Source organism: Halobaculum rarum (assembly GCF_040025155.1).
In the GTDB taxonomy this organism is placed as follows: Archaea; Halobacteriota; Halobacteria; order Halobacteriales; family Haloferacaceae; genus Halobaculum; species Halobaculum rarum.
In genome coordinates this window covers 2162844-2184623 of sequence record NZ_CP157275.1, presented here as the reverse complement: position 1 = coordinate 2184623, position 21780 = coordinate 2162844, and the positions used below count along the sequence as shown (strand labels likewise).

Sequence of the window (21780 nt, the reverse complement as noted above, 5' to 3'; positions counted from 1 at the left end):
GCCCGGTTCCTACCGCTCATGGGCACACGAATACAGTGGGCGGTCCGGTACCGAGACCTGACCGCCAGCATGCCGTCGCCCGTTCGCTCCGCTCCCTCGGCAACGCACGCCACGGGACCACCGACTTGATAACCTCCCGCCGGTTCACACCGAGCATGGACGACAGCGACATCTCGGACCAGTACACGCCGGAGGCGGTGGAGGCCGCCGTCTCCGAGCGCTGGGACGAGACGGACGCCTACGAGGTGACGAAGGAGGCGCACGCCGACGATCCGTCCTTCTTCTTCGTCGACGGCCCGCCGTACACGACCGGCCAGATGCACCTGGGGACGGCCTGGAACAAGACTCTCAAGGACACCGTCATCCGCCACAAGCGGATGACCGGCCACGACGTGACCGACCGCCCCGGCTACGACATGCACGGGCTCCCCATCGAGACGAAAGTCGAGCAGGAGCTCGGCTTCGACACCAAACGGGACATCGAGGAGTTCGGCATGGAGAACTTCATCGAGGAGTGCCGGGAGTTCGCCGTCCGCAACCGCGAGAACATGGACGAGGACTTCCAGTCCATCGGCGCCTGGATGGACTGGGACGACCCGTACCAGACCATCCAGCCGGAGTACATGGAGGCCGCCTGGTGGGCGCTCTCGCGGGTCCACGACCGCGGCCTCGTCGAGCAGGGCAAACGGTCCATCTCCCAGTGCCCTCGCTGTGAGACCGCCATCGCCAACAACGAGGTCGAGTACGAGGACATCGAGTCGCCCTCCATCTACGTGAAGTTCCCCCTCCGCGACCGCGACGGTCACCTCGTCATCTGGACGACGACGCCGTGGACCGTCCCCGCGAACACGTTCATCGCCGTCGGCGCCGACCTCACCTACCAGGAGGTCGAGGCGACGAGGGACGGCGAGACGGAGACGTTGTTCCTCGCGGAGTCCACAGTGGAAGACGCCCTCCGCCGCGGCCGCTACGACGACTACGAGGTCGTCGCCGACTACTCGGGCGAGGAGTTGGTCGGCTGGGCGTACGACCATCCGCTCGCCGAGGAGGTGCCCGATCACCCGAGCTTCGAGGGCGCAGGCGAGGTGTACACCGCCGACTACGTCGAGGCCGACCGCACCGGACTCGTTCACTCCGCGCCCGGCCACGGGCAGGAGGACTTCGAGCGCGGCGAGGAGTTGGGCATGGAGCCGTTCTGTCCCGTCGGCGGCGACGGCGTCTTCACCGAAGCGGGCGGGACGTACGCGGGCGAGTTCGTCCGCGACGCCAACGACGACATCATCGCGGACCTGGATGAGAAGGGGCTGCTGCTGGCGTCGGAAACCCACGAACACAGCTACGGCCACTGCTGGCGGTGTGACACGCCCATCGTCTTCCTCGCGACCGACCAGTGGTTCATCCGGATCACCGAGATCAAAGACGAACTCCTCGACAACATCGACGACGCCGAGTGGCACCCCCACTCCGCCCGCGAGGGCCGCTTCCGCAACTTCGTCGAGGAGGCGCCCGACTGGAACGTCTCCCGGCAGCGCTACTGGGGGATCCCCCTCCCGATCTGGGTCCCCGAGGACGCCGAGACGTACGACGCGGAGGACCTGATCGTCGTCGCCACACGAGCGGAACTCGCCGAGCGCGTCGACCAAGAGATCGATCCGGACGCCATCGACCTCCACCGGCCCTCGGTCGACGACCTGACGATCTCCGAGGACGGGACTACCTACGAGCGCGTGCCGGACGTGTTCGACGTGTGGTTCGACTCCTCGGTCGCCAGCCTCGGCACCATCGGCTACCCGAGCGACGAGGCGGACTTCGAGGAGCTGTGGCCCGCGGACCTCATCATCGAGGCGCACGACCAGACCCGGGGGTGGTTCTGGTCGCAGCTGGGCATGGGCACCGCCGCGCTCGGCGAGTCGCCCTACAACGAGGTGTTGATGCACGGCTTCACCACGATGGGCGACGGCTCGAAGATGTCCAAGTCCAAGGGCAACATCGTCGAGCCCGAGGAGGCCATCGACGCCGCCGGTCGCGACCCGCTGCGGTGTTACCTCCTCAGCCACGAGCAGCAGGAGAAGAACCTCGCGTTCGAGTGGGACGGCCTCCACGAGATGCAGTCGACGCTCAACATCCTGTGGAACGTGTTCCGCTTCCCGCTCCCGTACATGGAGCTGGACGGCTACGACCCGGCCGACCCGGACGTACACGGCGCAGATCTGGAGATCGTCGACGAGTGGGTGCTCTCCCGGCTTCAGACCGTCAAAGCAGAGATGGACGCCGCGTGGGAGGACTACGAGGTCGACGACGCGCTGAACGCCCTGCTCGACTTCGTGACGCAGGACGTATCGCGCTTCTACGTGAAGGCCATTCGCGAGCGCATGTGGGAGGACGAGGACAGCGCCTCCAAGCGCGCCGCCTACGACACGATGGCGACCGTGCTCGGCGAGGTCACCCGACTCCTGGCGCCGTACGCGCCGTACCTCACCGAGCGGATGTACCAGCACCTCGACGGCGAGGCGACGACGGTCCACCAGCTCGCGTCCCCCGAGATCGACGACGACCTCCGCGACGAGCAGCTGGAGACGGATATGGCCGTCCTCCGCGATGTGGAGGAGGCTGCCGCGAACGCCCGCCAGCGCGCCGAGCGGAAGCTCCGCTGGCCCGTCACGCGCGTCGTCGTCGAGAGCGGCGACGAGGCGACCCGCGAGTCGGTGTCGAACCTTCGGGACCTGCTCGCCGACCGTGTCAACAGCCGGTCGGTCGAGGTGGTCGACTCCTACGGCGAACTCGTCGAGGTGGCCGAACCCGAGATGTCGAAGCTCGGTCCCGCCTTCGGCGGCGACGCCCAGGAGGTCATGACGGCCATCCAGGGCGCGACCCGCGCGGACCTGGAGGCAACCGGCCGCCTCGCGGTCGAGGTCGACGGCGAGATGTACGAGTTGGACGAGGGGATGGTCACCTTCCACTCGCAGGCACCCGAGGGCGTCGTCAGCGCCGAGTTCGACTCGGGAACCGTCTACGTCGACACGGAACTCACCGAGGACGTCGAGTCCGAGGGGTACGCCCGCGACGTTGTCCGCCGGATTCAGGAGATGCGCAAGGAACTCGACCTCGAGGTCGACGAGCGCATCCGCGTCTCGCTGGACGTGGCCGACGACCGCGTCGCCGGCTTCGTCGACGAACATCGCGAGTACGTCGCCGAGGAGACACGGGCCGACGCCTTCGTGGAGGGCGCTTCGCGCCCCGAAGGCGGCGAAGCCGCCGGAGCCGACGAGGACGCCGACTTCGACCTCGTCGAGGAGTGGACCGTCGAGGGGGTCGCCGTCACCATCGGCGTCGCGCGCGTCGAGGCGGAGACGCCCGCCGACGACTGAGGCGAGCCGATTCCGTCGGCTTGGGCAGTCGGCGGAGCGGTCTGTGCCGCTCCGCCCATGAAGAGAGCGACCCGTGAACGAGGCGTGGCCGACCGATGGGAGGCTCCGAACACGCGAACGGAGCGATCGCGAATAGCATGACGAACGCGATAAGAGCGACCGGGGACGGTCACCGGCTCACTGGCCCGGTGACCGCCGGGCCGCACGTCGAGAGCGAACTGGAACGGAACCGTCTCTCGTGCCGCTTGGCGGTACCACCCGCCGCGGCGGCGTCCGTACTTCTCGGTCCAGTTACCTGAACGCCGCCGACAGTTCCCGGCGGTCTGGAACACCTCCGACCCTCCCGCCGCGTTGCGTTACCGAGACCGACACGTTCATCTGAATGGTTTTGCAATCGTTGGTATGGCAACGACGGAGCGGCTCGAACGACTCATCGCCGACGAGGTGGGCGAGTGCTGTGCGGCCGACGTGAACGACAGACTGGCGGCGCTCCACGAACTGGAGGCGAACGCCCGCGTCGACGAGGCGGACGAGGGATCCGACCTCGACGCGCTCTCCGCGCTCGGGAGCGGCACGCGCTACCGGTTGGCGCGCCTGCTTGCGGCCGCCGACGAGGAGTTGTGCGTCTGCGAGTTGGAACCGCTCGTCGACGTGAGCGAGTCCGCCGTGAGTCACGCGCTCTCGACGCTGACGGACGCGGGCCTGCTCGCGCGCCGGAAGGAGGGGAAGTGGCGCTACTACGACACCACCGACCGCGCGGAGGCGCTGTTGTCCGCGCTGGATTCGACTCGTGAGGTGGGCGAATGAGCGCCGACAGGCCTGTCAAACTCGCGTTCGTCTGCGTCCAGAACGCCGGCCGCTCGCAGATGTCGTACGCGTTCGCCGAGCGCGAGGTCGAGCGCCGCGGGCTGGGCGACCGCGTCGAGCTCCGCACCGGCGGCACCCACCCCGCCGATCACGTCCACGACGAGGTGATCGACGCGATGGCCGAGATCGGGATCGACGTCTCCGGGCGGACGCCGAGGGAGGTAACGGACGCGGAGCTGAACGAGTGCGACTACGTCGCGACGATGGGCTGTTCGACGCTGTCGCTTTCGGACTCGGTCGAGGCACGCGACTGGGCGCTCGCGGACCCCGACGGGAAGTCGCCCGACGCGGTGGCGGCGATCCGCGACGAGATCGAGGCGAACGTCGTCGCGCTGTTCGACGAGGCGTTCGGGGAACACGGGAGCGACGGTGACGCCGCCGGCGACTCGGCCGGCGGCGACGCCGACGGAGGGGATCGGCGATGAGCGGCGAGCCGGTCGGAGCCCACGAGCACGGTCCGAACTGTGGCTGTGAGGCCTGCGGCGACCCACGGTCGATGGACTTCCTCGACAAGTATCTCACCGTCTGGATCTTCGGCGCGATGGCGATCGGGGTGGGGCTCGGGTTCGTCGCGCCGTCGGTGACGGGACCGATACAGGATCTCCACCTCGTGGAGATCGGGTTGATCGCGATGATGTATCCGCCGCTGGCGAAGGCGGACTACTCGCAGCTGCGGACCGTCTTCAGTAACTGGCGCGTGCTCAGCCTGAGCCTCGTGCAGAACTGGCTCATCGGCCCGACGCTGATGTTCGGGCTCGCGGTCGTCTTCTTCAGCGGGCTCGTTCCCGGGCTGCCGGCGCGCCCCGAGTATTTCCTCGGGCTCGTGTTCATCGGAATGGCCCGGTGTATCGCGATGGTGCTCGTCTGGAACGAGCTCGCGGAGGGGTCGACCGAGTACGTCACCGGGCTGGTCGCGTTCAACAGCCTGTTCCAGATCGTCACCTACGGGGTGTACGTCTGGTTCTTCGCGCTGTTCCTCCCGCCGCTGCTCGGAATGGAGTCGCTCGTCGCCGGCATCACGACGTTCGACATCACGCCGATGCAGGTGTTCGAGGCGATCGTCGTGTTCCTGGGGATCCCCTTCGCCGCGGGGTTCCTGAGCCGCTACGTCGGCACCCGCGTCAAGAGCGAGGCGTGGTACGAGAACGAGTTCGTCCCGCGGATCGACCCGCTGACGCTCGTCGCGCTGCTGTTCACGGTGATCGTGATGTTCGCCACACAGGGTGGCAACATTGTCGCCTCGCCGGGCGATGTGCTGCTGATCGCGGTACCGCTGACGATCTACTTCGTCGTGATGTTCCTCGTCAGCTTCGGGATGGGTCGCGGCATCGGCGCGGACTACTCGACGACGACGGCCATCGGGTTCACCGCCGCCTCGAACAACTTCGAGCTCGCGATCGCCGTCGCGGTCGCCGTCTTCGGCGTCGGCTCCGGCGTCGCGTTCGCGACCGTCGTCGGCCCCCTCATCGAGGTACCGGTGCTGCTCGCGCTCGTCAACGTCGCGCTGTACTTCCAGCGCCGCTTCGACTGGGCCGGGCGCGACGACGGGCGGGGAACGACCCCGACCGAGTCGCCGATCGACAACTGAGGCTGCCGCGCGGACGACGACACTCCGGTCGACGGTCACGCGCCGGCAACTGGCCGGTCCGATCTCGCGACAGCGGGTCAGTCGTTCTCGCCGGCGAGCGCCTCGTCGCGTAGTTCGCGGCAGCGGTCGGACCCGAGGGTGAGGTCCGGCACCTCGGTCGGGCGCATGTCGTCGTCGACGGCGACGAACACGAAGTACGACTCCGTCGTCTGTTCGCGCTCGCCCGTCCGGGGGGCCTCGCGGTAGGCGCGCAGGCGCACCCGGACGGACGTACGGCCGGTCGCGTACGCGTACGACTCGATGACGCAGATGTCCCCGCGGGGGACGGGCCGATCGAAGTCCAGCCGGTTGATCCGCGCGGTGACGCACGTCTCGCCGGCGTGGCGCATCGCCGACATCGCGCCGACCTCGTCCATCCACTTGGCGACGTTCCCCCCATGGACTGTGCCGTAGTTGTTCGCGTCGTCGGGCTGCACGCGCTCGCGGTTCTCGATGTACGTGTCGCTGACCGTTGCCATACGTGAGGCTCACGAGCGAGACGGGTATGCGTATTCCCCGATCCCGGTTCCAGTATCGGCGCGCCCGAGCCGTCCCGTTCGCCGTCTCAAGCCGGAATCCGTCGGCGATCGGACCCGACTCGCGGGAATCTCACACCTCCACGTCGGTGTCGACCAACGCCGCCTCCAGCACCTGCAACGGGTGATCGATCTCGTAGCCGGTGCCGTGCTCCATCTGCATCGAGCAGGTCGGGCACTCGGTCATCCCCGTCTGGCCCTCCGCGTGCTCCATGTGCTCGAACATCTCCTCGCCGATCTCCATGGAGTACTCGTACTTCTCCTCCTTCCAGCCATAGGTCCCCGAGATACCCGAGCAGGAGTCGCCCACGTCCGCCACGTCGACGCCGTCGAGGTGTCGGAACAGCTCCACCGCCTGTCGGTCGAGGCCCTGGTTCCGGGAGTGACACGGCGCGTGGTACGCGAAGTCGGGGATGTCGTGGTCGGCGGCGTCGACCTCGCTCAGCGGGTCGATCACGTTCTCGTTGATCAGGAGGTACTCCAGCGCGTCGTACGTGTTGGACGCGACGGTCTCGGTGCCCTCGAAGTCGAACAGCTCGGGGTACTCCTGCCGGAGCGCCATCGAGCAGGAGGTGCAGGAGGCGACCACGTCGTACCCCTGTTCGATGGCGTCGCCGAGGTTCTCGACGTTGACGGCGGCCGAGCGGCGGGCGTCGTCGAGCATCCCGTTGGCGAACATCGGCGTGCCCGAACAGCGCTGGTCGGGGACGAGGATCTCGTAGCCGAACGCCTCGTACACCCGAACGAGCGCCTTCGCCACCTCGACGGTGTTGTAATTGGCGTAGTCGCCGTGGAAGTACGCGATCCGCCTGTCCTCGCTTTCCACCTTCGGGCCGCCGCGCCCTTTCCACCACGAGCGGAACGTCTCGTCCGCGAACTCGGGGAAGTCGCGCTCGGCGGTGATGCCGAGGAGCTTCTCGTTCACCGTCTGGACCAGCGAGTTCCCCATGATCGCGTTCGTGAGCCGCGGAACCTTCGAGCCGAGCCCGGCGAGCGTGCCGTAGTTCGCGAGGATCCGGTTCCTGAGGTACTCCCGGGACAGCGTGGGCTGCTGGTTCCGGACGTACTCCCCGCGGGCGGTGTTGTGCATCTGCGAGAGCGGCACATCCGAGGGACAGGCGCCGTCACAGCGCATGCAGTTGGAACAGCCGGTGATCGAGTCGTCGATCTCCGTGTCCTCCTTGCGCTTGAGACGCCACTGCTCGGGACCCTGGAACTTCGGTCCCGGGAAGGAGTCGTCCACCTCGGCAACCGGGCAGGACGTGTCGCATGACGTACACTTGTAGCAGGAGTCGGCGCCCGGCCGGAGGTCCATGTTCGAGCCTTCGAACACGTCGACCGGCTCGAAGTCGTCCTCGGCCCCCGCCGGCGACTCGGCGACTGTGCCGCCGTCCGTAGCGGCGTCCTCGACGGCCTCCGAATCGCCGTCGGTCGCCGGCGCTCCTCCGTCTGCCCCTGTAGGTGGTTCCGTCGCGTCGCCGCCGTCGCAGCCGCAGTCTGAGTGCGTGTCGTGTGTGTCGCTCATACCTCCTCCGCCGCGGTTCGGCCCGCGACAAGCCCCGTGGCGAGCGAGACGCCGCTCGCCGACTGCTCTCGTGCCACGTCCGCGCCGCCGACGACGCCGCCGCCCGCGCGCAGATTCTCGAACTCCGGGACGCCCTCCGCATCGAGCGGTCGCATCGCCCCGTCCGGTTCGACTCCGAAGCGCGCGAACGCGTGGTCCGCGAACGCGCCCTCGGCCGACCAGTCCGTCCGGTCGTCCGGCTGCGGGACGTGACAGCCGAACACCGCCTCGGTTGCGCGCTCGCGGTCGGAGTCGAGCCCCTTCCCGACGAGCCCGCCCGTGGCGAGTACGTACTGCTCGGCCGAGTAGGGGATCCTTGCGCCGTTACGGTCGATGAGCACGCGGTCGATCCGGTCGCCATCCGCGCCGCCAGTCGACTCGAAGTCGACGACCGGCATCCCCGTCGTCATCGAGACGCCCGCCTCGTCGAGCGCCGTAAACAGACGGTCCGACAGTCGGATGCCCGGCAGGCTCGGCGGTCCCGTCGGCACCTCGAACACCGCCGCGTCGAGGCGCTCGGAGAGGTCCGCACGCACCTCCTCGACGTGTGCATCGCCCAACATCGCCGGAAGCCCCACGCGCTCGGCATCCCCGAGGTGCGGACGGATCCGGTCGGCGAGTCGCTGCCGGGTCGTCCGCCCCTGCCCCGCGTCCTCGTCTCGCTCCAGCGCGTGCGCCAGCCGTGTCACGGCCGCGTCCGCGCGGTGGTCGCCCGGGAACGCGATCGTCGCGCCCGCGACGTCGAACGGGACGTCCGCCGCCGAGAGTCGCTCGGCCGCGAGCGGCGCGTCAAACTCGGTGTCGGCCTCGAATCCCACGAGGAGCATGGGGCGCTCGTCGCTGACGGCGCCGGGTGCCATGCTCCGCGGGTACCGAGCGGTCGGCTTCGCGCACCCGGAAGTGGTCGCGACGAGCGCGTTGCGGTCGGTGTGACCCCCACGATACAGGTCGCCGACGGCGTCGTCGAACAGCGCCAACCCCTCACGGAGCGCGTCCGCGCCGGCGACGCGGTACGGGTGGTTCTCGGGGAGGTCGCCGATCCCCGCGAACGGGTCGGCGAGCGGCCCGGACGCCGCGTCGGTACCGGCGTCCCCTCCGCCGTCAGGGTTCGGGTACCCCAGCGCGTCGATCAGGCCGCTCGCCTGCCGGAGGGTGCTCTCGTTGGCGGAGATCAGGTGGACGTGCGCGCCCTCGCGTGCGGCCGACAGCGCGGCCGTCGCGCCGGCGAGGCCGCCGCCGACGACGACCACGCCCGACTCAATCGCCACCAGCGTCACCCCCGTCGGGAGTCCGGTCGGCCGCGACGCCGCCGTCCGTGGAGACGCCGTCGGCGGCGGCGGTCCCATCGTCGACGCCGCCCGCCCCGTCGCCGTCGGCCGCCTGCGTCGCACCCTCGCCCGCGTCGAACGCCGAGAAGTCTTCGGGCGTCGCGCCGTCACGGTTGAACGTCGTCGCGTGCAGGAGATGATTGAGCATCGCCTGCGAGAGCTGTTCGCCCCACAACGCGTGGCGCTGCCCCCTCCAGCGCTCCTGCCACAGTTCGTCGAGAGCAGCATCGACGGTCGACCGGTTGAAGTCGCCGCCTGCGTGGAGCTCGTTCGCCATTCGGTGGGCACAGAACCCCCCCTGACAGTTTCCCATGGAAGCACGGGTACGCAGGCGGACGGCGTTGAGATCCGATCCGGACCCCTCGATCGCGTCCCGGAGTTCCGCCCGGGTGACCGCCTCGCACTGGCAGACGACGGGGTTCGGCTCGCCGGTCGTCAGCACCTCGTCGGCACGCGAACCGAGCCGTTGGACGCTCCGGCGGCCGATCGGCGAGCGTAGCCCGAACTCGTCCATGTAGTCGCGCAGCACCGAGAAGTCCTCGCTGCCGGGGAGCGGCTCGTCGGCGGTCGTGCACGCGGCGTCGACGCCGAGGAGGTCGCAGACGTGGTCGGAGATCTGCTCGGCCATCAGCCGGTAGGTGGTGAACTTCCCGCCGACGATGGAGGTCATCCCCGGCAGGTCGTCGCGCTCGTCGTGATCGAGCAGGAAGAAGTCCCGCGTGATGTCGGTGGGGTCCTCGGTGCCGGTGCCCGGCGGCTCGTACAGCGGCCTGACGCCCCAGTACGAGCGGATGGTCCGGGCGCCGTCGAGCATCGGCACGAGCTTCGACAGCTCCTCGATCATGAGGTCGACCTCCCACGCCTCCTCCGGGTAGTCCTCGGGGTCATCGACTTCCTCGTCGGTGGTGCCGAGGATGCAGGTCGTCTCGTGGGGGACGACGATGTCGGCGTCGCCCTTCGGCTTGCAGCGGTTGATCACCGTGTCGACCTCGCGGACGTTCATCACAGTCATCACGCCCTTGCTCGGGCGCACTTCCACGTTGACGCCGGCCATGTCGCCGATCCGACCGGCCCACGCCCCCGTCGCGTTGACGACGTGATCGGCGTAGATCGCCTCGGTGCCGCCCTCGACGCCGTGGACGCGCCGGCCCGCGCCCGACTCGTGGGTCACTTCGACGCCGACGACCTCCCCGTTCTCGACCAGCACGTCGGTGACCGGCGAGTGCGTCTCGATGCGCGCGCCGTGGGCCTCCGCGTCGGCGGCGTTCGCGACGCACAGCCGGAAGGGGTCGATCGCGCCGTCGGGTACCCGGATCGCCTTGTCGATGTCGCCGGCGAGGAACGGCTCGACCGCACGAGCTTCCTCGGCGGTGAGCACCTCGGCGGGGATACCGCAGTCGCGACACCCCTCCAGTTTCTCCCGAAAGTACTCCTCGGTGTCCTCGGGGCGTTTCACGAACAGCCCGCCGGTCAGCTCGACGCAGTGGCTCGCGATGTCGCGCAGCACCCGGTTCTCCTCGATGCACTCGCGGGCACTGGCCTGGTCGGAAACGGCGTATCGGCCGCCGCTGTGGAGCAAGCCGTGCATCCGCCCCGTCGTCCCGTGCGTGAGGTTCCCCTGCTCGACGAGCGTCACGTCGACCCCGCGGGTGGCGAGATCGCGCGCCACGCCGCAGCCGGTCGACCCGCCGCCGATCACGAGCACCTCCGTCCGTTCGCTCATAGAATGACTCCGTCTACCACGTGTCACGGCGCCGTCGGACATTACGTTATCGATCACCCCAGAGCGACAGTAAAAATTAGATGAGTGACGTGATCAGGCTGGCTCCTCGTCGATCCGACGCCTCGCGAGCCGGCGGAACGCGAGCGTCGGGAAGCGCGGATCGACGCGGCTCGGCGGACGTCCCGGTCCGCCAGAGGCAGTCACGCGGACGCGTTCGACGATCCCCGCCTCGGCGAGCTCGTAGAGGAACCGCTCGACCGTGGAGGTTGTGAGATCGACCCGCTCGGCGATCCGCTCGGCGCACTCCCCGACGGGTGCCCGGTCCTCCGGCGCCAGCTTGACGAGCCGGGCCAGCGTCCGCACGCGATTGCGCGGGAGCGCGAGCACTCGTCCGAGCGGGACGCACGGCCACGGAACCGCGCTCATCCCCGCGTCCACGTCGGCCGGACGAATGCTCCTGTCGGCCTCGCCGGCGGTCTCGACGGCACCCAACAGCGCCGAGAGCGCGACGCCGGCGTCCCCCTCGGCCCACTCGGCCACCCGGCGGATCACCGAATGTGTGAGCGTTCCCTGCCCGAGACCGGCGTCCGCGCGCGTCGCGAGGATGTCGGTGAGCGCCGCCCGCGAGTACGGCTTCACGTCGAGACGATCCGCCGATCCCGGCACGCCGGCCGTGTCCGGGTCCGAACGGCCGACCGCGAGCCACGCGAACGTGCCGTCGATGTCGTCGAGCCGGTCGGCGACGGTCCCCACGTCGACCGTCTCGGGCTCGCCGACGTGATCGGCAACGACCACGACCGGACCTGCCCCCCGGACGCGCCGCTCCAGTCGTTCCCGGAGCTCATCGGTGCCGACGCCGCGACGCGGGACGGATTCGGCGACGAGCGCGTTCAACACCGCATGGGAGAACTCGAACGCGGAATCGGCCGCCCGGAGGTCGACGTAGACGAACGAGACACCGGGCACGCTCCCTCCCCGCGTCGTGGTGAACACGGCGTCGCTTGGCGGCGAGAGCGACTCCGATAGCTGGCTCGCAAGCGCGATCGTTACCGCTGATTTCCCTGCGCCGCCCGGGCCGTGAAGATAGGCGTTCGGGGGGGCCCGCCCGTCGAAGACCGGGTCGAAGTGATCGAGCAGCCGCTCGATGAACGGGCCCCGCCCGATCGGTTCCTCCGGGTGCCAGACGGGACTCAGTTGGTCCTCGTCGAGCACGAGGCGGTTGCGGTCGCCGGTTCGCTGGCGGCGTGCGATTCGGTCCTCGATGTCCATGTTTCGTGATGTCGGGGGCTGGTGTGCGCCCCGTGGGCGCTCGATGCCGGGCGTTCGTCCGGCGGGGTTCTAATCGACCCGGTTCCGGAACGGTCGCGCCGACGCAGTAAGTTTACTAGTAGTACCCCTTTGCTAGTAACGTTTATACTCGTTCACTATATATCGACCGTATCGGTGTCTCTTCGGAGCGGGAGCCCGAGACGGAGGACAACCACACGTGACAGACACATACGTCGGCGCGATCGACCAGGGAACGACGGGAACGCGGTTCATGGTGTTCGACCACGCCGGACAGGTGGTCGCCAACGCGTACGAGAAACACGAGCAGATCTACCCGGAGCCGGGGTGGGTAGAGCACGACCCGACGGAGATCTGGGAGAACACGAAGGCGGTCGTCACGGGGGGACTCGCCGACGCGGGACTCGAGGCGAGCCAGTTGGCGGCGATCGGGATCACGAACCAGCGCGAGACGACCGTCGTGTGGGACGCCGACAGCGGCCGCCCCGTCCACAACGCGCTCGTCTGGCAGGACCGCCGCACCACCGATCGCGTCGAGGAGCTGCAGGCCGAGGACAAAGTCGAGTGGATCCGCGCCAGGACCGGGCTCGAGGCGGACGCGTACTTCTCGGCGACCAAGACCGAGTGGATCCTCGACAACGCCGAGCCGCTGAAGCTGCAGTCGTCCCGCGGAAACGGGCTCCGCGACCGTGCCGAGGCGGGGGAGCTGCTGATGGGGACGATCGACAGCTGGCTCATCTACAACCTGACGGGGAACCACATCACCGACGTCTCGAACGCCTCGCGGACGATGCTGTACGACATCCGCGAGCTGGCGTGGGACGACGAGCTGCTCGCGGAGTTCGACGTTCCCGAGGCGATGGTGCCGGAGGTGCGGCCGTCGTCCGACGAGTCGTACTACGGCCACACCGATCCCGACGGGTTCCTCGGCGCCGAGGTCCCCGTCGCGGGCGCGCTGGGCGACCAGCAGGCGGCGATGTTCGGCCAGACCTGCTTCGACGAGGGCGACGCGAAGAACACCTACGGCACGGGGTCGTTCTACCTGATGAACACCGGTACCGAGGCCGTCGAGTCCGACCACGGCCTGCTCACGACCATCGGCTTCCAGCTGTCGGGCGAGCCCGTGCAGTACGCGCTGGAGGGATCGATATTCGTCACGGGCGCCGCCATCGAGTGGCTGGAGGACGTCGACCTCATCAACAACGCCACCCAGACCGCGGAGCTCGCCCGGTCGGTCGATTCGACCGACGGCGTCTACATGGTTCCCGCGTTCACGGGGCTGGGCGCCCCGCACTGGGACGGTCGCGCCCGCGGGACCATCGTCGGGATGACCCGCGGAACGCGAAAGGGACACATCGTCCGGGCGACCCTGGAGGCGATCGCCTACCAGACGCGCGACGTGGCGGAGGCGATGGAGGCCGACTCCGGGGTCGAGACCACCTCGCTGCGGGTCGACGGCGGCGCGGTCAAGAACAACTTCCTGTGTCAGCTCCAGTCGGACATCATCCGGACGGAGATCGTTCGCCCGGAGGTCGACGAGACCACCGCCCTCGGCTCGGCGTACGCCGCCGGCCTCGCGGTCGGCTACTGGGACTCCGTCGACGACCTGCGCCGGAACTGGCAGGTCGACCGGGAATTTACTCCCGAGATGGACGAGGCCGACGCCGACGCGATGTACGACCGGTGGGGCGAGGCGGTCGAACGGTCGCTGAACTGGGCCACCGAGGAGTGACCGGTGAACCCGTACATCGCGGAAGTCATCGGGACTGCCATTCTCAGTATCTTCGGAGGAGGCGTCGTCGCCGTAGTCGTACTCGGCGTCGGGCTGTCCTTGGGTGGCCCCACCGGCTATGCCATCAACCCTGCACGCGACCTCGGGCCGCGCATCGCACACGCGGTCCTCCCGTTCCCGCACAAGGGCGCCTCCGATTGGGCGTATGCCTGGGTCCCCATCGTGGGACCGATCCTGGGAGCGCTCCTCGCGGCCGGGATCTATCGCCTCCTGTGAGATCGCTGTACTACTCCCGGGTCGAGTCCGGTACTCCGAGCCGGTACGCTCGAGTGGCATACCGTTTCACCGGGCCACGTCACTTATGAGCCCGAGCCACCTTCCGTCCACCCATGCAGGTCGCACTCGTCACCGTCGGCGACGAACTGCTCGCGGGCGACACGGTGAACACGAACGCCTCGTGGATCGCCGAGCAGTTGACGAGCCGCGGCGTCGCCGTCGAGCGCGTGACGACCGTGCCCGACCGCGTCGACGATATCGCGGGCGTGGTCCGCGAGTACCGCGACGCCTACGACGCCGTGCTCGTCACCGGCGGCGTCGGCCCCACCCACGACGACGTGACGCTGGACGGCGTCGCCGCCGCGGTCGGCGTCGACCTCGCGGCCAGCGACGAGGCGCTGGTGTATCTCACCGACCACGGCGGCTACGCGGCCGACGACCTCACCGAGGGGACCACGCACCTCCCGGCCGGGGCGCGCGTCATCCACAACGAAGTGGGCGTCGCTCCCGGGTGCGTGATCGATGCAGTGTACGTGTTTCCGGGCGTCCCGGCAGAGATGCGGGCGATGTTCGAGTCCGTCGCCGACGAGTTCGCCGGCGACGAGCCCCACACCGCGGTCGTCGAGACACCCGAGCCGGAGTCGCGCCTGCTCGACCGACTGGCCGAGGTCCGCGAGCGCCACGACGTTGCCGTCGGCTCCTATCCGGGGGAGAACGTCCGCGTGAAGTTCACGGGCACCGACGAGGCCGCCGTTGCGGACGCCGCCGACTGGTTCCGCGAGCGGGTCGAGCCGCTGGAGTCGACGCCGACGGCCGAGGACTGAGCGCGGCGCGGACCGGCACGGCGGCCCGACCGGTCGGCGGAACGCGGCGTCGCCTGTGCCCCGCTTAGCGATAGAGGTACGCGAGCCAAGCGACGACGACGACGATGCTGACGATCAGGACGACCGACGCGGTGAGCGTCGTCGGGAGCGCGACCTCGGAGCCGGATTCGGCGGCGAGCGGCAGCGGATTCATGCGCGGGAGTGGGACCGAACGCCGTATAAACGTGTATATCCCGGGCAGCGAAGGGCGCGTGGCGACGAGGGGAGTCAGTCGTCGCTCGCGCGCGTGGTGACCTCGGGGTCGTACCCGTCCGCGAGGCCGTCGAGCGCCTCGTGATGGCGCGTCGTGTGCGGCGCCGTCAGCGGCGACACCGAGATCCGCCCCTCGACGATCGCGCGGCGGTCGGTGCCGACCGGGTCGGGGATGTCGCCCGTCTGCATCCGGTCCCAGGTGCGGTCGATCAGGTCGACGTGGTCGCCGTCGCGCTCGGCAGTCATGTCGTACAGCGTCGACGGCCGCGTGACCTCCATCCGGGTCGCGTGCCCCTCGGGGTCCCACGGCGCGTTCACGTTCAGGTAGTCCGCCTCGTCGAACACGCCCGCGTCGGGGGCGTGTTCGACGAGATAGCGCGTGGCGGCCGCCGCCTCCCGGTAGTCCTCGGGGTCGGAGGCCTTCCGCCGCCAGGCGTCGCCGCTGCCGCCGGGGACGTACAGCGAGACGGCCATCGCGGGCACCCCGAAGAACGCCGCCTCGACGGCCGCCGAGACGGTGCCCGAGCGCCCGAGGACGTACGCGCCGATGTTGGCCCCCTTGTTGCAGCCGGCGACGACCATGTCGGCACTCGGACACAGAGATTCCAAGCCGGCGACCGTGCAGTCGGCCGGCGTGCCCGCGATGGCGTAGCCGAGTTCGTGTTCATGCACCTCGACGCGACGCGAGAGCTTCCGGCCGACCGCCGACTGGTCGTCCGCGGGCGCGACCCCGACGACCTCGCCGATCTCCGAGAGGGCGTCGTACAGGGCGCGAAAGCCGGGGCTCTCGATGCCGTCGTCGTTCGTTAAGAGGATCTGCGGGTCGTCGCTGGCGCTCATTGTCGGCGGGTCGGCCGGCGCCGGCAAAAGTACGCCGCCTCAGACGATCGGGTCGTCGCCGGCCGGCGCGTCCACGCCGTCGGCGGTGTCGCCCCGGTTGCCTGCGCGCTCGCCGTCCCGTTGGTCGACGGTGTCGCCGCTCTCTGATCCGTCGTTGCGGCCGCCAGGAAGCGGGAGCGCGGCCTCGCGCGCGGCGCTGCGGAGGACGATCGCGTCGCCGACGCCCCGGACGAGCCGGAACGGGACGCGTACGCCCGCCGCGCCGCCGGGCAGGCCGCCGACGGTCCCCTCGGCGACGTCCGATAGCGCGAGCGCGACCGGCGCGTCCGACTCCAGATCGACGAGCACGTCGGTCACCCGGCCAACGCGCGCGCCGTCCGCGGTGAACGCCTCCTTGCTCGCGAGGTCCGTCACCGGCGTGGTGTCGGATGGCATGACGGTCGAACCTTCGCAGCCTGTCACTTAACGTCTTCTCAGGCCGGCCGGACGGTGATCGCCTCACGTCGGCCGTCAGTACGTCCCCAGGTCGAACGCGAGCGCGGCGAGTCGGTCGCGGAGGGCGGGACCGCCGAGGAACGAGCCCCGCGGACTGCCGCCGTACTCCCCGTCCGGACGGGGGGCCGAGGCCTCGCCGTAGCGGTCGATATCAGTGAGGAGGCGCATCCTGACGGTTCGGACGTCGCGACGGTCGACGCCGACGTCCACGTCGAGGTGACGGTCGTCGACGAGCCGCGTGAGCCGGCCGGTGTCGCGGTCGAGCGTCGCTCGGACCGCGGAGTCGTCGTGGATCGCGTCGACGGCGACGAACGGGAGCGGCACCGCTCGCGCGTACGCGTCGGCGCCGGACAGGCGGTACGTGACGGTCGCGTCGTCGCGGTCGTGTTCGGTCCACGGGGCCCGATGCGGGCGGACGGGCTCGCCGAACATCGGGCGCTCGAAGTCGCCGACCGGCGCCGTCCCGGCGTAGCCGCCGTCGACCGTCACGGGGTCGCCGACGGCCTGCGCGGGCGCGTCGCGGTCGTACGCGAGGCTGCCGTCGTCGACGTGGAACACGAACCGCTCGGGCAGCGCCGCCGGGTCCGCGAGGGTCGCGTCGACGAAGTGGATGTACGCGTTGATCGTCGCGTACGGACTGAGCGTCCGCGCGTCGACGCCGTCCCGATCGCGGTCGAGGCGCACCATCCCGTTTCCGAAGGTGGTGAGCACGTGGGTGTGTCGCCGGCGCGAGTGCTCGTGCAGTTCGCGGTGGCGCGTGAGTCGGTACGGCGCCGCTCCCGTCCAGTCGGACTCGACGGTCACGCGAGTGACCGACCGGTGGTCCGCCTCGAACAGGTGACGGACCGCCGCGAGGACGCGCTCGCGCGGCGTCGGAGCGGAGCGAAGATCGTCGGTCGGGACGCCCGGATCGTACGGCCGGACGTCGCCGACGCGGACGGCGCCGTACCCCGTCGCCGTCGCGGCCGCCGCGCCGACGTCCGCGAGGAAGTGCCGTCGGTTCACGATCCCTCGCCCTCGGGCGTCGCCGTCGGCTGGCTCTCTCGACGCCAGCGGCCGACCGCCCGGGAACGGTCCCCGTCGGGATCGACCCAGATCACGCGGACCGGCCCGGGCGACTCGACCGGTACGCGGAGCGTCGCCCCCGGCGAGAGCGGGAACTCCGCGCGGGGGTCGCCGGAGCCGTCACCGCTGGAGCCGTCGTCTCCGACGCCGTCGACCGCGCCGACCCACGGCGTCGTCACGGCGTCGCCGTCGGGAGTCGCGTCGGCGACGCGGACTCGAAGCGCGCCGGTGTTGTCGGCGGTGAGGCGGTTTCCCCGGACGAATTCGACGACGTACGCGGAGGCGTCGGAGTCCCAGTCGAACTCGAAGAACGCGTTCGGCGGCGTCTCCGGGTAGCCGTCGGCGGAGGGCGGCGAGGGCGCGAGGCCGCAGCCGGCGAGCGTCGCCGTCGCGGCCGCGAGGACCGTTCGTCGGTACACGCTCGGTGGTACGGACTCGGGGGCGTAAATCTCCCGGCGTCCGATCCGCGGACCGCAACGCACAGGGGCGCCGCGCGACACACGCCGGTATGGGATTCGGAAGCACGGCGAAGAAGCTCCAGACGGTCGCCGACCTCGCAGAGAAGTTGTACGCGAAGGTCAACGAGATCCGCGAGCGCGTGGAGGCGATGCAGGGAGCAGTTCAGAGCACCGAAGAACGGGTCGCGACGCTCGAGCGCGACCTCGCCGAGCAGCGCGCCATCGTCGAGGCGATCGCGGAGGCACAGGACATCGACGTCGACGCGGTGGTCGCGGAAGTCGTCGACGAGAGGGATGCCGGGGGGGACACCGAGCAATCAGGCGACGCGGGAACCGCCGGGAACGCGTCGGAGACGAACGACGACGCCAGCGCCGGGACCGACGAGGACTCCGGAACCGACGACACCCCCGGCGCGGGCGCCTGATCGGAGGCGACGGATCGGCGCCAGATCGCGATAGAAAGATACGTGTTCCTCGGCAATCGTTGCCAGCGTATGACCACCCACCGCGAACCCCTCGACTCCGTGTTGGAGACGGTCGGGGAGACGCCGCTCGTGCGGGTGCACGCCGCGCCCGACGAGGTGCCGGTGTACGCCAAGCTGGAGTCGTTCAATCCCGGGGCGTCGGTGAAGGACCGCATCGGGACGTACATGCTCGAACGGATGCTCGAGGAGGGGACCGTCTCCCCGGGTGGCACCGTCATCGAGCCGACGGCGGGCAACACGGGCATCGGCTTCGCGGTCGCGGCGGGCCAACTCGACGTGAACGCGGTGTTCGTCGTTCCCGAGCGCTTCAGCGTCGAGAAGCAACAGCTCATGCGCGCGCTCGGCGCGGAGGTCGTCAACACCCCGACCGAGGACGGCATGGGCGGCGCCATCGAGCGGGCCCACGAACTCGCCGAGGAACTCGACGACGCCGTCGTCCCCCAGCAGTTCGCCAACCCCCTCAACGCCGAGTCGCACTACGCGACGACCGGCCCGGAGGTGTTCGACGCGCTCGACGGCGAGGTCGGCGCCATCGCCGCCGGCATGGGTACCGGCGGGACGCTGATGGGGATGGCCGACTACGCCCGCGAGCGGGGCTCGGAGGCACGGATCGTCGGCGTCCAGCCGGAGGGCTCGACGTACGGCGACCTGTTCGGCGGCGACGCCGAGGAGGGCGAGTACAAGATCGAGGGGATCGGCACCCACGACGTGAGCACCAACGAGTTAGTCGACCCGGAGAAACTCGACGACCTGAAGACGGTCCCCGACCGCGCGGCCCACGAGGAGATGGCCCGGCTGGCCCGCGAGGAGGGGCAGCTGGTCGCCTCCAGCGCGGCCGCGAACTCGCTGGCGGCGATCGAGGTCGCCGAGGCGATCCGCGACGGCACGGTCGAGGCGCCCCACGAGACGGTCGTCACGGTGTTCGCCGACTCCAGCGAGCGATATCTCTCGAAGGGCGTCTACCGGAGTTTCGAGGAGTGGACAGGCTGAAGCGGCAGGTCAGTCGCGCCGCGCCAGGTCCCGTTCGAGGAGTCGGACGTTGCGGCGGTTGAGCTTCACCACCGCGTCGAGGACGTCGCCGACGATCGGGACGGAGCCGACGAGTAAGTCGAGTCCGACGTACAACAGCATCCGCGTGAGCGTCCGCTTGCGGACGCCGAGCCGAAAGGCCTCCCAGACGATGACGAGCGCGAGCAGCGCCGCCAGGAGGTCGCCGAGGACGGGAACCACGCCCGCGAGCGCGTCGACGCCGACGCGGTAGCGGACGACAGGGAGGCGGATCGCGTCGTCGAGGAGGTGTGCCACGCGTCTGGCCCGCTGGAGCCGTCGGGCGTCCGCGGACGTCGACGTCAGCGACTCGGCCGACCGGTCCGCAAGTGAGCCAGCTCCGCCGTCCGATCTGCCGACGCCGAGGGGCGCCATCAGAGCTTGGACTCGGCGTCGTCGGCGAGTTCCTTCATGCGCTTGCCGACGCGGCCGGCGTTGGAGAACTCGTCCTCGGACATCGCCGACGCGAGGGCGTTGCCGAGCACGAAGACGGCGTGTTTGTGCTCGCTCTTGGACTTGTGGACGTGGGAGGGGTCGACGCTCAGCTCGTGGTACGGGTCGAACAGCGTCTCGTCGACCTCCTCCCGCTCGGAGAAGTGCTCCATGATGGTGACCATCTGTTCGTGGAGTTCGAGAAGTTCGTCCTTGTGCATGCGCGGTGATTGGCTACTGTGTGAGTTAAGCGTTGTTCGTGGGGTAGTCGCATGCGAGGGGCGCTGAACGCGACAGACACCGCACACGCCGGCGTAACGCCCCCGTCCACGCGACCACGGCGGCGACGGCGGAACGGCTCAGAACACGTACTCGTCTTCGTGTCCCATCATCCCGTCGTCCTCGAACCCCGGGTCCGTCTCGCTGTCCTGCGGTCCGCTCGTCTTGTACGCCTTCATCCCGGTTGAGATCAGCTCCTCGATCGCTTCCTCCCGATTGACGAACTCACCCTGCTCGACCATCTGGGCGATCTGCATCTCGATGTGCTCCGGGACCGTGATCTCGACTTTCGGCATCTACGCGGGGCTTGACGGACGTAGTATTTAAAACCAACGGGGGATGCTTGCGTCTGTAGAAAGCGATATTTAGAAAATATCGTCTTTTCGTTTTTGATTACGGAATAGAACTTGGTCGAAGACGGAGTTCCGACGCGTAGTTCAGATCGCGGATACGAGCGCACCGTCCCGAGCGGCCGGAGCCGACAGCCTCACGTGAGCGCGGCGGCTGTTCGGCGTATGAGCAGCGAGGTCACCGACTACACGGACCTCTATGAGGAGTTCTCCGATGAACGGCTCCCACCCGGTCAGCGGAAGACCGACCGGTTCCCGGTGCTTTCGAAGTCGGGGACGCCCGACTGGCACCGCGAGGACTGGCGCTTCGAGGTGTGGGGCGCCGTCGACGAGGACCTGACGTTCACCTACGACGAGTTCCGCGATCTCCCCGCCGAGACGCAGCGGCAGGACTTCCACTGCGTCACCGGCTGGTCGAAGTTCGACTGCGAGTTCACCGGCGTCACTTTCCCGCAGCTAGCCGAGCTCGCGGGCGTCCGCGACGAGGCGGAGTGGGTCATGTTCCACGCGCTCGACGGCTACACGACGGATCTCCCGCTGGCCGAGTGCGACCGCGAGGAGGTGCTGTTCGCCTACGACTACGATGGCGAGCGGCTTCCCGACGACCACGGCGGCCCGCTCCGAGTCATCACGCCCCACAAGTACGCGTACAAAGGGGCCAAGTGGGTGACCGGCGTCGAGTTCCTCACCGAGTCCGAGCGCGGGTACTGGGAGAAGCGGGGGTACTCCGACACCGCGAATCCGTGGGACGAAGAGCGGTACAGCTAGAGCGAGGCCGAGTGAGCGAAGCGAATGAGGCCTCGGAAGGACGGCGTTCACAAATCGCGTTGCGATCTGTGCGCTCACGAGACCGGCGGTCTCGTGAACGGCGAGCTCTCGGGCGAGCCGCCCACGAATACAGCGACCTGCGAGCGAAGCGAGGCACGAACGGAGTGAGTGCCTCGT

General features: G+C 69.3%; 23 protein-coding genes. 10 read left to right on the top strand and 13 right to left on the bottom strand.

Going from position 1 to position 21780, the window contains the following annotated elements:
- The first annotated feature begins 155 nt into the window (after positions 1-155).
- The 4 genes from ileS to arsB all read left to right on the top strand — a co-directional run bounded on the left by ileS (position 156) and on the right by arsB (position 5823).
- Entirely contained in the window at positions 156-3368 is a 3213-nt protein-coding gene (gene ileS / locus ABJD39_RS11285) for an isoleucine--tRNA ligase (RefSeq protein WP_348608545.1), read from the top strand.
- Positions 3369-3770: 402 nt separating this feature from the next.
- Positions 3771-4175: an ArsR/SmtB family transcription factor gene (locus ABJD39_RS11280; protein ID WP_348608542.1), complete on the top strand. Its 405-nt coding sequence runs from the start codon at positions 3771-3773 to the stop codon at positions 4173-4175.
- Entirely contained in the window at positions 4172-4660 is a 489-nt protein-coding gene (locus ABJD39_RS11275; RefSeq protein WP_348608539.1) for a low molecular weight phosphatase family protein, read from the top strand. Before ABJD39_RS11280 ends, ABJD39_RS11275 begins: the two co-directional genes overlap by 4 nt.
- Entirely contained in the window at positions 4657-5823 is a 1167-nt protein-coding gene (gene arsB / locus ABJD39_RS11270) for an ACR3 family arsenite efflux transporter (protein ID WP_348608536.1), read from the top strand. The genes ABJD39_RS11275 and arsB overlap by 4 nt, the downstream gene beginning before the upstream one ends.
- 77 nt (positions 5824-5900) lie before the next feature.
- Here arsB and ABJD39_RS11265 read toward each other — a convergent pair whose 3' ends face one another.
- The 5 genes from ABJD39_RS11265 to ABJD39_RS11245 all read right to left on the bottom strand — a co-directional run bounded on the left by ABJD39_RS11265 (position 5901) and on the right by ABJD39_RS11245 (position 12282).
- Positions 5901-6341 carry an acyl-CoA thioesterase gene (locus ABJD39_RS11265; protein WP_348608533.1) on the bottom strand — a complete coding sequence of 147 codons (441 nt, stop codon included), beginning with the start codon at positions 6339-6341 and terminating at the stop codon, positions 5901-5903.
- A gap of 130 nt (positions 6342-6471) precedes the next feature.
- On the bottom strand, positions 6472-7713 hold the full coding sequence (locus ABJD39_RS11260; protein ID WP_348613635.1) for an anaerobic glycerol-3-phosphate dehydrogenase subunit C: 1242 nt from the start codon (positions 7711-7713) through the stop codon (positions 6472-6474).
- A 206-nt stretch (positions 7714-7919) separates the two neighbouring features.
- Complete coding sequence (glpB, locus tag ABJD39_RS11255; RefSeq protein ID WP_348608530.1) at positions 7920-9230, bottom strand: glycerol-3-phosphate dehydrogenase subunit GlpB; 1311 nt, start codon at positions 9228-9230, stop codon at positions 7920-7922.
- A complete protein-coding gene (gene glpA / locus ABJD39_RS11250) occupies positions 9220-11013 on the bottom strand; it encodes an anaerobic glycerol-3-phosphate dehydrogenase subunit GlpA (RefSeq protein WP_348608527.1) in 1794 nt (597 codons plus the stop codon). The genes glpB and glpA overlap by 11 nt, the downstream gene beginning before the upstream one ends.
- A 93-nt stretch (positions 11014-11106) precedes the next feature.
- Positions 11107-12282 (bottom strand): Cdc6/Cdc18 family protein, encoded by a 1176-nt coding sequence (locus ABJD39_RS11245; protein WP_348608524.1) that lies wholly within the window; start codon positions 12280-12282, stop codon positions 11107-11109.
- 217 nt (positions 12283-12499) lie between these two features.
- On the opposite strand from ABJD39_RS11245, the gene glpK reads away from it, so the two are divergent.
- From glpK to ABJD39_RS11230, 3 genes are all read left to right on the top strand, one after another.
- Positions 12500-14032, top strand: coding sequence for a glycerol kinase GlpK (gene glpK / locus ABJD39_RS11240; RefSeq protein ID WP_348608521.1), 1533 nt, complete (start codon positions 12500-12502; stop codon positions 14030-14032).
- Positions 14033-14035: 3 nt separating this feature from the next.
- A complete protein-coding gene (locus ABJD39_RS11235) occupies positions 14036-14308 on the top strand; it encodes an aquaporin (protein ID WP_348608518.1) in 273 nt (90 codons plus the stop codon).
- A 113-nt stretch (positions 14309-14421) separates the two neighbouring features.
- Positions 14422-15132 carry a competence/damage-inducible protein A gene (locus ABJD39_RS11230; protein ID WP_348608515.1) on the top strand — a complete coding sequence of 237 codons (711 nt, stop codon included), beginning with the start codon at positions 14422-14424 and terminating at the stop codon, positions 15130-15132.
- A gap of 64 nt (positions 15133-15196) precedes the next feature.
- On the opposite strand, the gene ABJD39_RS11225 is transcribed toward ABJD39_RS11230, so the two are convergent.
- From ABJD39_RS11225 to ABJD39_RS11205, 5 genes are all read right to left on the bottom strand, one after another.
- Entirely contained in the window at positions 15197-15325 is a 129-nt protein-coding gene (locus tag ABJD39_RS11225) for a hypothetical protein (protein WP_348608512.1), read from the bottom strand.
- A gap of 74 nt (positions 15326-15399) precedes the next feature.
- The gene (gene surE, locus ABJD39_RS11220) at positions 15400-16224 is read right to left on the bottom strand and encodes a 5'/3'-nucleotidase SurE (RefSeq protein WP_348608509.1); all 825 of its coding nucleotides are present in this window, start codon (positions 16222-16224) and stop codon (positions 15400-15402) included.
- Between the two features lie 39 nt (positions 16225-16263).
- Positions 16264-16659 (bottom strand): PRC-barrel domain-containing protein, encoded by a 396-nt coding sequence (locus tag ABJD39_RS11215; RefSeq protein WP_348608506.1) that lies wholly within the window; start codon positions 16657-16659, stop codon positions 16264-16266.
- A gap of 75 nt (positions 16660-16734) precedes the next feature.
- A complete protein-coding gene (locus ABJD39_RS11210; protein WP_348608503.1) occupies positions 16735-17724 on the bottom strand; it encodes a hypothetical protein in 990 nt (329 codons plus the stop codon).
- Positions 17721-18203: a hypothetical protein gene (locus ABJD39_RS11205; RefSeq protein ID WP_348608500.1), complete on the bottom strand. Its 483-nt coding sequence runs from the start codon at positions 18201-18203 to the stop codon at positions 17721-17723. Before ABJD39_RS11205 ends, ABJD39_RS11210 begins: the two co-directional genes overlap by 4 nt.
- 89 nt (positions 18204-18292) lie before the next feature.
- Here ABJD39_RS11205 and ABJD39_RS11200 point away from each other — a divergent pair, with 89 nt between their 5' ends.
- Together ABJD39_RS11200 and ABJD39_RS11195 are read left to right on the top strand one after the other, a co-directional pair.
- A complete protein-coding gene (locus tag ABJD39_RS11200) occupies positions 18293-18667 on the top strand; it encodes a DUF5798 family protein (RefSeq protein ID WP_348608497.1) in 375 nt (124 codons plus the stop codon).
- 69 nt (positions 18668-18736) lie between these two features.
- Positions 18737-19717, top strand: coding sequence for a PLP-dependent cysteine synthase family protein (locus tag ABJD39_RS11195; protein WP_348608494.1), 981 nt, complete (start codon positions 18737-18739; stop codon positions 19715-19717).
- A gap of 9 nt (positions 19718-19726) precedes the next feature.
- Here ABJD39_RS11195 and ABJD39_RS11190 read toward each other — a convergent pair whose 3' ends face one another.
- From ABJD39_RS11190 to ABJD39_RS11180, 3 genes are all read right to left on the bottom strand, one after another.
- Positions 19727-20149, bottom strand: coding sequence for a DUF4112 domain-containing protein (locus tag ABJD39_RS11190; protein ID WP_348608491.1), 423 nt, complete (start codon positions 20147-20149; stop codon positions 19727-19729).
- Positions 20149-20427 carry a UPF0058 family protein gene (locus ABJD39_RS11185; protein ID WP_348608489.1) on the bottom strand — a complete coding sequence of 93 codons (279 nt, stop codon included), beginning with the start codon at positions 20425-20427 and terminating at the stop codon, positions 20149-20151. The genes ABJD39_RS11190 and ABJD39_RS11185 overlap by 1 nt, the downstream gene beginning before the upstream one ends.
- 138 nt (positions 20428-20565) lie before the next feature.
- Complete coding sequence (locus ABJD39_RS11180) at positions 20566-20781, bottom strand: DUF7120 family protein (protein ID WP_348608487.1); 216 nt, start codon at positions 20779-20781, stop codon at positions 20566-20568.
- Between the two features lie 219 nt (positions 20782-21000).
- On the opposite strand from ABJD39_RS11180, the gene ABJD39_RS11175 reads away from it, so the two are divergent.
- Positions 21001-21603, top strand: coding sequence for a sulfite oxidase-like oxidoreductase (locus ABJD39_RS11175; protein WP_348608485.1), 603 nt, complete (start codon positions 21001-21003; stop codon positions 21601-21603).
- The last annotated feature ends 177 nt before the right edge of the window (positions 21604-21780 follow it).